Consider the following 14,139-nt stretch of genomic DNA (forward strand, 5'->3'; position numbering starts at 1 on the left):
ATGCTCAGGCCGCAGCCGTCAGACCGGCCGCTGTCTGCGCAAACGGCACGAAGCCCGGCAGCGCCTCGAGCCTGCGCAGGAAGGCGTTCACGCGCGGATAGGCGGACAGATCGACGTTGCCCTCGGGGGCGCGGGCGACGTAGCTGTAGAGCGCCACGTCGGCGATGGTCGGACGAGCGCCGACGAGCCACTCGCGATCGGCGAGATGCGCCTCGATCTTGCCGAGAATGGCGTGCGCACGGGCGATCACTTCGTCGGCGTTGAACTTGGCGCCGAACACGGTCACGAGCCGGGCGGCGGCGGGGCCGTAGGCGATCTCGCCCGCCGCGACCGACAGCCAGCGCTGCACCGCTGCGGCTTCGGCGGGCGTCTCGGGCAGCCAGTCGCTGCGGCGATGCTTCTTCGCGAGGTAGACGAGGATGGCATTGGAATCGGAGACGACGACGCCGTCGTCGTCGAGCACCGGCACCTGTCCGAACGGATTCAGCGCGAGGAATGCAGGCTGCTTGTGAGCGCCCGCTTTCAGATCGACTTCGATCAGCTCGTGCGGCAGGCCGAGCAGCGAGATGAACAGCCGAGCGCGGTGCGCGTGGCCGGAGAGGGGATGGATGTAGAGCTTCATGGCGAGGCCTCCAGTGGCGTGATTCGGTGGATCGGGACCATTCCCTATCCGCCCCGGTAGATTGGCTCGCAGCGTGCCCGGCGAGAATCGCCGTTGTCGGCACTAGATCATTGCGTGAGGTGAAATAATCGCAGGCCTCGTGGCCACGCTTGAATGGTGGTGCTCACTCAGCCCAGGGTGATGATCCGCGGGGTTCGGACCCAGGTGCAGCCCGATGTCGATGGGGTCTCAGCTCGATCCGGCGCTCGACGCGGCCGGCCAATAAAAACGGCCCGTGGCGAGTCGATCGCCACGGGCCGTTGCGCGACGGCGGAGAGCTTAGATCAGCTCGACCGCGAGCGCGGTGGCTTCACCGCCGCCGATGCAGAGCGTCGCCAGGCCGCGCTTGAGCTTGCGGTTCTTGAGCGCGTGCAGCAGCGTCACGAGCACGCGCGCACCGCTGGCTCCGATCGGGTGGCCGAGCGCGCAGGCGCCGCCGTTGACGTTGACCTTCTCGTGCGGAATGCCGAGCTCGGCCATCGCCGCCATCGGCACCACCGCGAAGGCCTCGTTGATCTCGTAGAGATCGACGTCGGCCGCGGTCCAGCCGATGCGCGAGAACAGCTTCTGCATCGCGCCGACCGGAGCGGTCGTGAACCAGCCGGGTTCCTGCGCATGCATGCTGTGGCCGAGCACGCGGGCGATCGGCTTCAGGCCGAGCTCGGCGGCCTTGCTCGCGCGCATCAGCACGAGCGCGGCGGCGCCGTCGTTGATCGACGAGCTCGAGGCCGCGGTGATGGTGCCGTCCTTCTTGAAGGCGGGCTTGAGCGTGGGGATCTTGTCGAGCTTGATCTTGCCGGGGCCTTCGTCGACCGAGACCACGGTTTCGCCGCTGCGATCGCGCACGGTCACCGGCACGATCTCGTCGGCGAAGGCGCCGCTGGCGATCGCGGCCTGCGCGCGCTGCACCGAAGCGGTCGCGAAGGCGTCCTGATCCTGGCGGCTGAACTTGTACTTGGCGGCGCAATCTTCGCCGAAGGTGCCCATCGAGCGGCCGGCCTCGTAGGCGTCTTCGAGACCGTCGAGCATCATGCTGTCGAAGATCGGCGAGTGGCCCATGCGGTAGCCGCCGCGGCCCTTGCTGAGCAAAAACGGGGCGCCGGTCATGCTTTCCATGCCACCGGCGACGACGATGTCGGCGCTGCCCGCGACGATCGCATCGTGGGCGATCATGACGGCCTTGAGGCCCGAGCCGCAGACCTTGCCGATGGTGGTGCAGGGCGTGCCGAGCGACAGACCGGCCTTGAGCGCGGCCTGGCGCGCCGGCGCCTGGCCGACGCCGGCCGTGAGCACGCAGCCCATCAGCACTTCGGACACCGAATCACCGGCGAGCCCGGCCTTGGCGAGCGCGCCGCGAATCGCCGTGGCGCCGAGCTCGGGCACCGGAACATCCTTGAACGCGCCCTGGAAGGCGCCCATGGGCGTTCTGACGGCTGAGACGATGACGACGGGATCGCTGGACATGACGGGCTCCAAATTGAGGTGCCGCACCATACCGCAGGAAGCGGTCCCGCACAGTGGCGGTAGCCGCCATTATTCGCCCTTGCGGTGGCGGTTTTTGTCGTTCAATCAGACAGTGGTGTTGATCAGGGAGGTTGCTAGGCGTGGCGTCTCATGAGGCTCAGAAATTGAAGCTCAGCGCCGCGAACAGTTGTCGTCCGGCCGCCTGCTGCGCGAAGTAGCTGCCCGGGAAGAAGCTCGCGTCGGCGACCTGGTTCAGCACGCGCTTGTCGGCCAGGTTGGTTCCACCGACGGCCAGCGACCAGGTCTGCTCGGCGTTCGAGACCACCAGGCGCGCGTTGTAGAGCGTGTAGGCCGGCACGTATGTGTTCGGGTCGAGGTCGACGTCGGTGTACTGGTCGCCCTGGTAGATCACGTCGCCCGCGAGCTGCCCGCCGAGGCCGAAGAACAGCGGGAATTCCAGCGTCGGCGTCAAGGTGGCGGTTTCGCGCGGGGCGAAGGCGATGCGCCGGCCGCCGAGATCCTGCGTGGCCCCGAGCTGCAGGGCGCCGGTCTGCGGATTGCGCACCGGAGCGGGCGCCTCGGGGTAGCGGTCGTAGCTTGCGTCGAGCAGGCCGAACGAGCCCATGATGCGCAGCGGCTTGAACGGGGTGATCCACATGAAATCGGCTTCGAGGCCCTTGGAAGTTGCCACCGCCGCGTTGCTGACGTTGGTGATCACGCCCTGCAGCGCGAGTACCTGCAGGTCTTCGAAGCGCGTGTGATAGAGCGTCGCGTTGAAGCGCAGCGTGCGATCGAAGAACGTGGTCTTGGCGCCGAGTTCGTAGGTCTGCGCCTTCTCGGGCTTGAACTCGAGATCCTCGCCCGTGTACGACAGCGCGTTGAAGCCGCCGCTCTTGTAGCCGCGCGTGTACGAGGTGAACAGGTTGATGCCGTTGTCGCCGAAATACTGCAGCACGATCTTCGGCGAGACGTCGGTCTCCGCGCGCTTGAGCGGGCGTTGCTGATCAGCCGACGGATAGTCGTTCGCGCCGAGCAGCGCGGCCATGATGCACGCGGTGTCGGCGCGCTGCGGGCAATGCTGCGTGCCGGAGGCATCGACGGTCTTGCTTTCGCGATTGATGCGAATGCCCGGCGTGATCGCCCAGTGATCGGTCAGATACCAGGTCATCTGGCCGAAGGCCGCGTACGAGCTCACGTCCTGTTCGTAGTTGAACTGGTAGTAGTCGGGGCCGAGCAGCGGGCCGACGATGGTGCCGAGAATCGGCAGGCCCGGCAGCTGCAGGCCCGGGATCGTCGCCATGCAAAGCCCGGCGAGCTGACAGAAATCCTGCGTGAGCAGGAACGAGGCGATGTCCTGGCCGGCCTGGATGCTCGCGTCGAGCACGTAGTTGGAGTCGTACCAGAAGGCGCCGCCGACGAATTCCACTTTCTGGCCGAGCCCGAACAGGCTGTCGGCGTCGGCCGAAAAGCGCAGCTCGGCCGAGAACTGCTTGTGATCCTCGTGGTTGTCGAGGCTCGCGATGTCGGCCGGCGAGACGTCGAGCTCGTTGAGCTGGTCGATGTAGAAGCGCGATCCGGCGAGCACGAGCACGCTCTGCGCGTTGTGCAGGCCGCCGAGTTCGCCGATGTCCCATTGCGTGCGCACGCCGAGCGTTTCGGAGCCTTTTTCGATGAAGCCCGGCGTGTTGAACTCGGTCTGGAAATCCTTGGGATCGTCTTCGATGTTCGGATCGAAGCCGGTCAGATAGGTGCGCGTGTCCGCATCGAGCTTGTAGAGCTGGTAGGGCCAGAACGGCGCCTCGGTTTCCGAGCCCTGGATGATCACGTCGGTGGTGACGGAGTCGCTCAGCAGGAAACGCAGCTTGCCGCGCGCGGCTTTCTGCTCGAGCTTTTCTTCGTCGCGATCGAGGAAGCTGTTGTAGAGCTGTCCATCCTCGCTGCGATAAAGCCCGGAGACGCGCATGCCGAACCAGTCGTTGAGCATGCCGCCGGCACCGGCTTCGACGCGATGCGAGTTGTTCGAGCCGTACTGATAGCGGCCATCGGCGGTGAACGCATCGCTCGGACCCTTGGTGGTCACGTTGAACACGCCGGCGATGGTGTTCTTGCCGAACAAGGTTCCCTGCGGCCCGCGCAGCACCTCCACGCGCTCGACGTCGAACATCGATTCGGTGAAGTAGCCCGGGCGGCCGTAATAGATTTCGTCCTGCACGAAACCGACCGAGCTTTCGAAGCTCGGGTTGAACGCATTGGTGCCGAAGCCGCGGATGAACAGCTGCGGCGAGCCGAGATCGTCGGCGTCGACGCGCACGTTCGGAATGTAGAGCGAGGCGTCGGCCAGATCGGCCGCGCCGGTTTCCTTGATGAAGTCGCCGCCGAGCGCGGTGACCGACACCGGCACGTCCTGCAGCGATTGCTGGCGCTTCTGCGCGGTGACGACGATCTCGGCGATCTGCGCGGAGTCGTCGCTCTGCGTCATCGCCGCTTCGGACTGTGGTGCCGGATCGACCGGAATCGTTTCGAGCGGCGGCTCGGCAGGCGTCTGCTGTGCGGCGGCGTCATGCGCCGACAGCAGCCCTGCAAGCAGCGCGAGACTCATCGCGCCATGATGTCGAATTGCCCGAACCGGGCGCTTGCCCGCGAGTTTCACTGTTCCCTTGGCCATCCCCGGTCCACCTGAGTCCTGCGTTTTTCCTAGTTGCCAGTGAACACCCGGCAATATGTAATTCGCTCGAAGAATATGCGAAATCCGTGCTGTGCCCGCAGTGGCGAAGCAGTTTTCGTATGGGAATACCAACTCAATCCGATGAGCGATCCGATGCCACGCATGCTGTGCCTGCTGATGTTCTCCGTCATGCTCGTCGCCTGTGGAAAGGGGCCTGAGTCGACTCCGGTGGCACCTGCGGGCTCGGCCGCGAACCTGCGTCCCGCCGATGCGGCGCTCGCGAGTGTCTACGACCAGAGCTGCAAGGCCTGTCACGCGACGCCGGCCAGCGGAGCACCGCAAACGGGCGATCGCGCGGCCTGGGCGCCACGTCTCGCGCAAGGCCTCGACACGCTGCTCGAACATACGGTGAGCGGCTACAAGGGCATGCCGCCGCTCGGCTCCTGCGGCGATTGCAGCGAAGACGAGTTCGCCGCGCTGATCCGCTTCATGTCCGCGGAGCCCGGCCTGTGAAACGCCGTGACTTTCTGGGCGCCTCGCTCGCCGCCGCGGCGCTTCCGCTCGCCGGCTGCGACGATCACGGCGCGGCCAACATGCCCAAGCCGCCGGTCGCGACGATCGGGCCCGATGGCAAGCGGCTGCTGCCCTGGCAGAACTGGTCGGGCTACCAGCACTGCCTGCCCGCCGAGCGGCTGACGCCGAAGACCGAAGACGAACTCGCCACGCTGCTGCGCTCGGCCAAGACCACGCTGCGTCCGGTCGGCGCAGGGCATTCGTTCACGCCGCTGGTTCCGACCGACGGCGGCATCATCTCGTTGCGTCATTTCGACGGCCTCATCGCGCACGATGCGAACGCGCTGACCGCCACCGTCGGCGCGGGCACCAAGCTCGGCCAACTCGCCGAACTATTGCAGGGTATCGGCCAGGCGCTGCCGAACATGCCCGACATCGACGAGCAGTCGATCGCCGGCGCCACCGCCACGGCGACGCACGGAACCGGTGAAACACTTGGCGCCTTGCACAGCCAGATCATCGGCCTGCGCCTGGTGACGCCGCGCGGCGAAGTGCTCGATTGCAGCCGCCAGAGCCATCCCGAGATCTTCGATGCGGCGCGCGTCTCGCTCGGCAGCCTCGGTGTCATCACGCAGGTCACTTTGCAGAACGTGGCGACACACAATCTCAAGCGCCGCGTCTGGTTCGAGCCGATCGAGCAGCTCATCGAGCGCTTCGATGATCACGCGGCCAAGCACCAGAGCTTCGAGATGTATTACCTGCCGTTCTCGGACCAGGCGATGGCGATCTCGATCGACCCGACCGACGAGCCGCTGCGCCCGCGCGGTGCCGAGCAGGACAACGATGCGGTCATGGGCATCAAGAAGCTGCGCGACTACCTGAGCTGGTTCCCGGCCGCGCGGCGCAAGCTCATGAACCTGGCGACCGAAGATTACGAGCCCGAAGAAGCCGTCGACGTCTGGAATCGCATCTTCCCGTCGAATCGCGCGGTGCGCTTCAACGAGATGGAATATCACCTGCCGCGCGAGCAGCTCATGCCGACCTTGCGCAAGGTGCGCGAACGCGTCGAGAGCAAGCACCACGAAGAGTTCTTCCCGATCGAGATTCGCACCGTCAAGGGCGACGATGCCTGGCTCAGCCCGTTCTATGGCCACGCGGTGTCGGGCTCGATCGCGGTGCATCGCTACTACGTCGAAGATCCGCTGCCTTATTTCGCCGACATCGAGCCGCTGTACCAGCCGCTGGCCGGGCGTCCGCACTGGGGCAAGATGAATACGCTCAAGGCCGCGGATTTCGCGAGCCGCTATCCGAAGTGGAAGGATTTCCTCGCCGTGCGTGCCTCGCTCGATCCGGAGGGGCGCATGCTCAATACCTATCTGAAACAGGTGTTCGGTCTTGGCTAAATTCAGCTCACGGCGGCGGCTATTGTTGGGAGCAGCTGTCGCCGCTCCCGTCGCGGCGGCAGTGGCGCTGCGTCCGAGCGAAAAGGGCGGGGCGCACGATGCCTACTTCATGCAGATGCAGCAGGCGCTGCGCAAGGCTGGGCTGTTCCGCCCGACGCTCGTGATCGATCGCGAGAAGCTGGATCACAACATCGCCTGCCTGCGCTCGCACCTGCCGGCGAACAAGGGCTATCGCATCGTCGAGAAATCGCTGCCGAGCCTCGAGCTGCTGCGCTACGTGCGCAAGGCCACCGGCACCGACCGGCTCATGAGCTTCCATCAGCCGTTCCTGAATCTGATCGGGCGCGAGATGCCCGATGCGCAGGTGCTCGTCGGCAAGCCGATGCCGGTCGGCGCCGCGCAGCGCTTTTACGAGCGGCACGATCCCTCCAGCGGTTTCTTGCCCGAGCGCCAGCTGCAATGGCTGCTCGACACGCCCGAGCGCATGGCCCAGTACCGCGAACTCGCGCGTGCGCGTCACCGCGATCACGGCGAGCTCATGCGCGTGAATCTGGAGCTCGACATCGGCCTGCATCGCGGCGGCCTGCATGGCCCGCAGGCGGTCGTCGAAATGCTGCGCGAGCTGCAGAAAGAGCCGTCGATGAAGTTCTCGGGCTTCATGGGCTACGAGGCGCACGCGTCCAAGATGCCGGATTTTCTCGGCGGACCGCGTGAGGCGCTCGCCGAGGCGCTGAGCACCTACGCGGATTGCGTGGCCGCTGCGCGCGAGGAACTCGGCGCGGCCTTCGACGAGAACACGCTCACGCTCAATGCCGGCGGCAGCAGCACCTACGAGCTCTACGACGAATCCGCCCCGTGCAACGAAATCTCGATGGGCTCGGGCCTCGTCAAGCCCACCGATTTCGATCGCCCGACCCTGGCCGATCACGTGCCGGCCTGCTTTATCGGCACGCCGGTACTCAAGGCGCTCGATCGCTCCGAGATCGCCGGTCTCGAATCGCTGACCGGCCTGTTCGCGGCCTGGGACCCGAACACCGCGCGTGCGTTCTATCTTTATGGCGGCTACTGGTACGCGGACATCGTCTCGCCGCCCGGCTTGCAGCACAACGCGATCTGGGGCCATTCGACGAACCAGGAGCTCGTCAACGGCTCGCGCAAGGTCGAGCTCGCGGTCGACGACTTCGTGTTCCTGCGTCCGCACCAGAGCGAGTCGGTGTTCCTGCAGTTCGGCGACATCGCGGTCTATCACCAGGGCCAGATCGTCGCGAGCTGGCCGGTGTTCGATTCCGCGGCCTGAGTCCGGCCCGAGGCGAGGTATCGCGGGCGTTTTGCGCTCGCGAAGAACGCGGCGATATGCGGATCGACGATCGGCGCCTGTTGATCGGGCATAAGGCGTGCGCTGCGCGCAAATCACAGTAGAATGCCGCGCACCCGCCAGCCGTCGCGCTTCCATTCAGCACGCGGGAGTCGGGAACAGTTGGACGCGACTGAATTTAAGGAGATGAAAAATGGCAGCAGCTGATGTGGTTTCGACGACGGCCCTGATCGAGCAGATCTCGGCGAAGTCCGGCCTTTCCAAGGCGCAGGTGAAGTCGGTTCTCGGTCTGTTCGTCGAGAGCACCGCCAAGCACCTCAAGAAGGGCACCAAGGTTCGCGTGAGCGGCCTCGGCACCTTCGCCAAGTCGTCGCGCGGCGCACGCAAGGGTCGCAACCCGTCGACCGGCGAGGCCATCAAGATCAAGGCCTCGAAGTCGGTGCGTTTCAAGCCGTCGACCACGCTCAAGGGCTCGCTCTAAGCAAGCTCCGCGGTCAAGAAAAAGCCCCGATACGTCGGGGCTTTTTCGTTATGCGTGACCCGTCCTGAAATGAGTTGACACCTTTTCAGCGAAGAAAAGGCGATTCAAATGGAAACGAGGAAGAAGAGGAGCCAGCGGGATTACAGTCTGGCTTTTAAGTTGTCGGTGGTGGATCAGGTTGAAAAGGGCGAGCTGAGTTACAAGCAGGCGCAGTGGCGCTACGGGATCCAGGGGCGGTCGACGGTGCTGGTGTGGCTGCGCAAGCATGGTCGCGCAGGGTGGAGCGATCGGGCACGATTGCGGGCGATGACGACGAAATCTGCTGACCTGCCGCTGACACCCGAGCAGCGAATCAAAGCGCTGGAAGTACAACTACGTGAAGCACAGGAGAAAGCCCGTCTGTTCGAGGCGGTGATCGAGGTGCTCAAGCAGGACTATGGAGTGCGCGTGGTAAAAAAGCCTTTGGGCAGGCCCTCACGCAAAAGCACGCCGAAGGCGTAAGCGTGCAGAGGGCTTGCCGCTATTTCGGCATCAGCCGGCAGGCGTACTACGCGGATCGCGGCCGTCAGCAGCGACGCCGGGATCAGGCGGATCGGATCGTGAAACAGGTGCAGACCCAGCGCCTGCGCCAGCCGCGCCTGGGCACCCGCAAGCTGCATCACCTACTCAGCCCGCAGTGGCAGGCCTCGGGCCTGCGGATCGGGCGCGACGCCTTGTTCGATCTGCTGCGACAGCGACACTTGCTGGTACCGATGAAGCGGGCGTATCACAAGACGACGAACAGCCATCACCGATTCCATCGACACCCGAACCGGCTCAAAGCCGGGCCGGATCAAGTCATCGCCGAGGCGTCCGAGCAAGTCTGGGTAGCCGACATCACGTATCTGCCGATGGCCCAGAGCCATGCCTATCTGAGCCTGGTGACGGATGCCTACTCGCGAAAGATCGTTGGCTGGCATGTCCACGACAGCTTGCATGCCGAGCCGGTGAGCCGTGCGCTGAAGCGAGCACTCAAGGAGCGCCGAACGAGGCAGCGCCTGGTGCATCACTCCGACCGAGGGATTCAATACTGCGCGAACGAGTACCAAGGTCTGCACGTGCGCCATCACCTGAGCTGCTCGATGACGGATGGATATGACTGCTACCAGAACGCCTTGGCCGAACGGGTGAACGGCATTCTGAAAGGCGAGCTTTTGCTGCAAAAGCCGACCGATCTGGAGCAAGCCAGGCGCATGGTGCGCGAATCCGTTGCAATCTATAACGGCGAGCGACCGCATCTGTCGCTCAAAATGAAAACGCCCGATGAAGTGCATCGGGCGTCTGTGGCGGATCAACTTCGGTCCGCTTCCCAGTCCAATCAGGTGTCAACCTAATTCAGGACGGGTCAGCGGACTGTTTCCGGCTCAGCCCGTGGTCGAAGGCGTGCTGGCTTTTAGGCAGGCCAGCGTCGCGGCCAGGAACACGCCTTCAAAGGCCAGCGCGTAGACGATGTAGGACGAGGCTTCGCCGGCCAGCAGCGCGCCGATCACGCGGCCGGAGAAGACGCCGCCGAGCAGGAAGCTCATCGTGATGAGCACGCCACGGCGCCAGGCCGCGCAGATCGCGCCGCCGACGATCAGGGCGCCGAACGCGATCTGCATGCCGCCGTAGATCGCGCGCAATTCGGTGTCTCCGGTCGCGCCGGTGGAGACGATGCTGGCCATCGCGAGCGCCTGCGGACGCACGAGGCACCAGACGCCGAACGCGGCCCATGACAGGCCGGCGAACCACATGAAAGCGCGTATCAGCATGCTGGCTTCTCCTCTTCTGTTTTTGGGATGCGTCGCATCATGGCATGCCGCATCCGGAGCGGGAATGCAATGTTGGCAAGCGCGGCGGTGCGACGTATCGTCTGAGCCCTTTCTCGCCGCAAGCAGACTCTCCTCGCATGCCCGCTTTTTCAGATTCCGTCGTCCGCCGCATCTACCAGACCATCGCCAGCGACATCGCGGCGCAGACCCGCCAGGTCGAAGCCGCCGTCGCCCTGCTCGACGAAGGCGCGACCGTGCCGTTCATCGCGCGCTATCGCAAGGAAGTCACCGGCGGACTCGACGATACCCAGCTGCGCAACCTAGAAGAACGCCTCGGCTACCTGCGCGAGCTCGAAGAGCGCCGCGCTGCGGTGATCGAATCGATCGGCGGGCAGGGCAAGCTCACCGATGAACTCGAGGCGAAAATCCAGGCCGCGACGACCAAGGCCGAAGTCGAGGATCTGTACCTGCCGTACAAGCCCAAGCGCCGCACGCGCGCCGAGATCGCGCGCGAAAACGGTCTCGGGCCGCTCGCCGAGCAGTTGCTCGAAGACCGCAGCCTGGTTCCGCAAACCGTCGCCGCGAACTTCGTCAACGACAAGGTCGCCGACGTGAAGGCCGCGCTCGACGGCGCACGCGACATCCTGATGGAGCGCTTCGCCGAGAACGCCGATCTGCTCGGCCGCCTGCGCCAGTATTTGCGCACGCAGGCGGTGCTGCGTTCGCGCGTGATCGACGGCAAGCAGGAAGCCGGCGCGAAGTTTTCCGACTATTTCGATCATGCCGAGGCCTGGAGCAAGGTCGCGAGCCATCGCGCGCTCGCGATGATGCGCGGCCGCAACGAAGAAATCCTGATGCTCGAAATCGAGGTCGATGCGGACAGCACCGCCCCCGTCAAGCCGATCGAGCAGATGATCGCCGACGCCGAAGGCGTCAAGCCCGCGCGCGGCGCCTGCGATGCCTGGCTCATGGAAGTGGCGCGCTGGACCTGGCGCGTGAAGCTCTCGGTGAGCCTGTCGGTCGACCTCATGATGGAGCTGCGCACGCGCGCCGAAGAAGAGGCGATCGACGTGTTCGCACGTAACCTCAAGGATCTGCTGCTCGCCGCTCCGGCCGGTTCGCGCGCGACGATCGGGCTCGATCCGGGCATTCGCACGGGCGTGAAGGTGGCCGTGGTCGACGGCACCGGCAAGCTGCTCGAAACCGCGACGGTGTATCCATTCCAGCCTCGCAACGACGTGCGCGGCGCGCAGGCCGAGATCGCGCGCCTGATCAAGCAGCACAACGCGCAGCTCATCGCGATCGGCAATGGCACCGCGAGCCGCGAAACCGAAAAGCTCGTCACCGACCTGCTCGCGCTGTTGCCCGAGCCGCGTCCGCGCAAGGTCATCGTCAGCGAGGCCGGCGCGTCGGTGTATTCGGCTTCGGCCGCCGCGGCCGCGGAATTTCCGAATCTCGATGTCTCGCTGCGCGGTGCGGTGTCGATCGCACGCCGCCTGCAAGACCCGCTCGCCGAACTCGTGAAGATCGAGCCGAAGTCGATCGGCGTCGGCCAGTATCAGCACGACGTCGATCAGTATCGGTTATCGAAGGCGCTCGATGCGGTGGTCGAGGATGCGGTGAATGCGGTCGGTGTCGACTTGAATACCGCCTCGGCTTCGCTGCTTGCACGCGTGTCGGGCGTGGGCACTTCGCTGGCCGATGCGATCGTGTTTCATCGCGATCGCCAGGGCGCGTTTCGTTCACGCAAGCAGCTGCTCGAAGTCAGCCGCCTCGGGCCGAAGACGTTCGAGCAGTGCGCGGGCTTCCTGCGCATTCGCGATGGCGAGGAGCCGCTCGACGCTTCGGCCGTGCATCCCGAAGCCTACGAGGTGGCGCGGCGCATCGTCAGCGCCTGCGGGCGCGATCTGCGCTCGCTGATGGGCGATAGCGCGGCGCTCAAGAAACTCGATGCGAAGCAGTTCGCCGACGAGCGCTTCGGCTTGCCGACGGTGCGCGACATCCTCGCCGAACTCGAAAAGCCGGGCCGCGATCCGCGCCCCGAGTTCCGCACCGCGAGCTTCGCCGACGGCGTCAACGAGGTGAAGGACCTGAAGCCCGGCATGGTGCTCGAGGGCACGGTCACGAACGTCGCGGCTTTCGGCGCTTTCGTCGATATCGGCGTGCATCAGGACGGCCTCGTGCACGTGTCGCAACTCGCCGACAAGTTCGTGAAGAATCCGCACGAGGTGGTGAAGGCGGGCGATATCGTCAAGGTGCGCGTCGTCGACGTGGACCTCAAGCGGCAGCGCATCGCGCTGAGCATGCGCAAGGATGATGGCAGTGCTTCGATGCCGCGTTCTGCTGCGGGTGGCGATGCGTCTTCGTCGCGTGATCGGCGTGGGCCGCCGCCTAGCAAGGGCAAGCAGGAAGTGAAGCCGCCGAGCGCGCTCGGGGCTGCGTTGTTCGAGGCGCTCAAGAAGTAGCTTGTTGTTGCGGCTGCTCGCTCTCTCTTGGTGGTGACCCGAGAGCTTTTGTCCTTCCCGGACGGGGTTACTTTCTTTGCTCGTGCAAAGAAAGTAACCAAAGAAAGCACGCCCCTGAAGTCCGCGCCCCTCGCGATGAAGCCGCGAGGGGTTCCCGGCCGAATCGACGTGCTCAGGGTCGGCTCGACGCGACATCGTGTCGCGACGAGCCTCAAGCGGCCATCCTTGGCCGCTAGACCCACTGCGCGCGCCGCTTCGGCCGGCGCTGCCAAGGGGATTGATGGACTGGCTCGCTTCGCGTCGCTGCTTGCGAAAGCGGGCTTCTTATGGAATCACGCGCCGCTGCCTGAAGTCATCGAAGATGCCCTTGAACATCGCCTCGGTATCGACGTACTCGTGAAACCCATATCGCCGGGCCTTGCTGCCATCGGCGAAGAAGTCGTAGTCCCACCCGAACACGAAGTCACCGAAACCCCACGATGACAGCTCGCTCCAGCGATGCGCGGCAAGGCCGTGACGCTCGCGCATCGCGTTCCAGAGCGGCTCCTTGTCGGCCATGACGCTTGTGAGCGACATCGTCAGCGGCGGCGCGACTTCGAGTTCGAAGTGCTGCGCGATGCGCGGCCACAGCTGATTCCAGCGGAACAGATCGCCGTTGGCGATGTTGAAGGCCTGGTTGGCGCAGCGCGGTTCGGTCGCGGCCCAGACGGTGGCGCGGGCGAGCAGGCCGGCGTCGGTGACTTCCATGAGCGTGTCATAGGCGCCGGGCTTGCCGGGGAAACGCAGCGGCAGGCCGAGCTCCTTGCTGATCGCAGCGTAGACGCCGATGACCATCGCGAGATTCATTGGATTGCCGAGCGCGAAGCCACAGACCACGCTCGGACGGATCGCGGACCAGCTCCAGTTCCTGCCGCGTTGCTGTGCTTCGAGAAAGCGCTGCTGGTCGACGTTGAATTCGGGCGGCATGTGGCCCGGATCGTCTTCGCGCGCGGGCGTCTTGAACGGCCCGAGATGCGCGCCGTAGACCTTGTAGCCCTGCATGAGACTCACGTGCTGCAAGTCGTCGGCGACGCCATCGATGGTCTGCACGACGTTGCGCAGCATCGTCAGGTTCGGCTCGACGAGTTCGGCCCAGGTCGGACGATCCTGGTACGCGGCATAGAACACGTGCGTGACCTCACACAGATTCGTGAGCTTGGCGCGCGTGTCGTCGGCATCGAGCAGATCGACCGCGATGTGGCGCAGACGCGGCGAATCTTCTCCGCCGCGACGCGAGAGGCCGACGATCTGCCATTCGTCGAGTGTGCGCAGATGCTCGATCAGATTGCGCCCGATCACGCCCTGAGCGCCGACGACGAGTGCGGTCTTGCTTGCGCTCATGG

Annotated in this window: 11 protein-coding genes; 6 read left to right on the forward strand and 5 right to left on the reverse strand. The window is 65.2% G+C overall.

Annotated features, from left to right (window positions below; genetic code table 11):
- Window positions 1-4: 4 nt before the first annotated feature.
- From AC3WUM_RS08115 to AC3WUM_RS08125, 3 genes are all read right to left on the reverse strand, one after another.
- Window positions 5-622: a glutathione S-transferase family protein gene (locus AC3WUM_RS08115; RefSeq protein WP_492409709.1), complete on the reverse strand. Its 618-nt coding sequence runs from the start codon at window positions 620-622 to the stop codon at window positions 5-7.
- Window positions 623-940: 318 nt separating this feature from the next.
- Window positions 941-2,125 carry an acetyl-CoA C-acyltransferase gene (locus AC3WUM_RS08120; protein ID WP_492409710.1) on the reverse strand — a complete coding sequence of 395 codons (1,185 nt, stop codon included), beginning with the start codon at window positions 2,123-2,125 and terminating at the stop codon, window positions 941-943.
- Window positions 2,126-2,282: 157 nt separating this feature from the next.
- Entirely contained in the window at window positions 2,283-4,790 is a 2,508-nt protein-coding gene (locus AC3WUM_RS08125) for a TonB-dependent receptor (protein ID WP_492409711.1), read from the reverse strand.
- A gap of 153 nt (window positions 4,791-4,943) precedes the next feature.
- Here AC3WUM_RS08125 and AC3WUM_RS08130 point away from each other — a divergent pair, with 153 nt between their 5' ends.
- From AC3WUM_RS08130 to AC3WUM_RS08150, 5 genes are all read left to right on the forward strand, one after another.
- Entirely contained in the window at window positions 4,944-5,303 is a 360-nt protein-coding gene (locus AC3WUM_RS08130; RefSeq protein ID WP_492409712.1) for a c-type cytochrome, read from the forward strand.
- Window positions 5,300-6,706, forward strand: a complete 1,407-nt coding sequence (locus AC3WUM_RS08135; RefSeq protein WP_492409713.1) for a D-arabinono-1,4-lactone oxidase — start codon at window positions 5,300-5,302, stop codon at window positions 6,704-6,706. The genes AC3WUM_RS08130 and AC3WUM_RS08135 overlap by 4 nt, the downstream gene beginning before the upstream one ends.
- 61 nt (window positions 6,707-6,767) lie before the next feature.
- Entirely contained in the window at window positions 6,768-8,003 is a 1,236-nt protein-coding gene (locus AC3WUM_RS08140) for a DSD1 family PLP-dependent enzyme (protein ID WP_492409714.1), read from the forward strand.
- Window positions 8,004-8,214: 211 nt separating this feature from the next.
- A complete protein-coding gene (locus AC3WUM_RS08145) occupies window positions 8,215-8,502 on the forward strand; it encodes an HU family DNA-binding protein (RefSeq protein WP_007186042.1) in 288 nt (95 codons plus the stop codon).
- A gap of 108 nt (window positions 8,503-8,610) precedes the next feature.
- A protein-coding gene (locus tag AC3WUM_RS08150) for an IS3 family transposase (protein WP_492409715.1) occupies window positions 8,611-9,875 on the forward strand; the annotation gives its coding sequence in 2 pieces (ribosomal slippage) (window positions 8,611-8,968 and window positions 8,968-9,875; 1,266 coding nt in all).
- A gap of 30 nt (window positions 9,876-9,905) precedes the next feature.
- On the opposite strand, the gene AC3WUM_RS08155 is transcribed toward AC3WUM_RS08150, so the two are convergent.
- Window positions 9,906-10,292: a DUF4345 family protein gene (locus AC3WUM_RS08155; RefSeq protein WP_492409716.1), complete on the reverse strand. Its 387-nt coding sequence runs from the start codon at window positions 10,290-10,292 to the stop codon at window positions 9,906-9,908.
- A 137-nt stretch (window positions 10,293-10,429) separates the two neighbouring features.
- Between AC3WUM_RS08155 and AC3WUM_RS08160 the strand changes: the two genes are divergently transcribed.
- Window positions 10,430-12,757 (forward strand): Tex family protein, encoded by a 2,328-nt coding sequence (locus tag AC3WUM_RS08160; RefSeq protein WP_492409717.1) that lies wholly within the window; start codon window positions 10,430-10,432, stop codon window positions 12,755-12,757.
- A gap of 324 nt (window positions 12,758-13,081) precedes the next feature.
- Here the strand turns inward: AC3WUM_RS08160 and AC3WUM_RS08165 are convergent, their stop codons facing one another.
- Window positions 13,082-14,137: an SDR family oxidoreductase gene (locus AC3WUM_RS08165; protein WP_492409718.1), complete on the reverse strand. Its 1,056-nt coding sequence runs from the start codon at window positions 14,135-14,137 to the stop codon at window positions 13,082-13,084.
- Window positions 14,138-14,139 lie beyond the last annotated feature (2 nt).

This window comes from Hydrocarboniphaga sp. FW305-C-57, assembly GCF_058783045.1.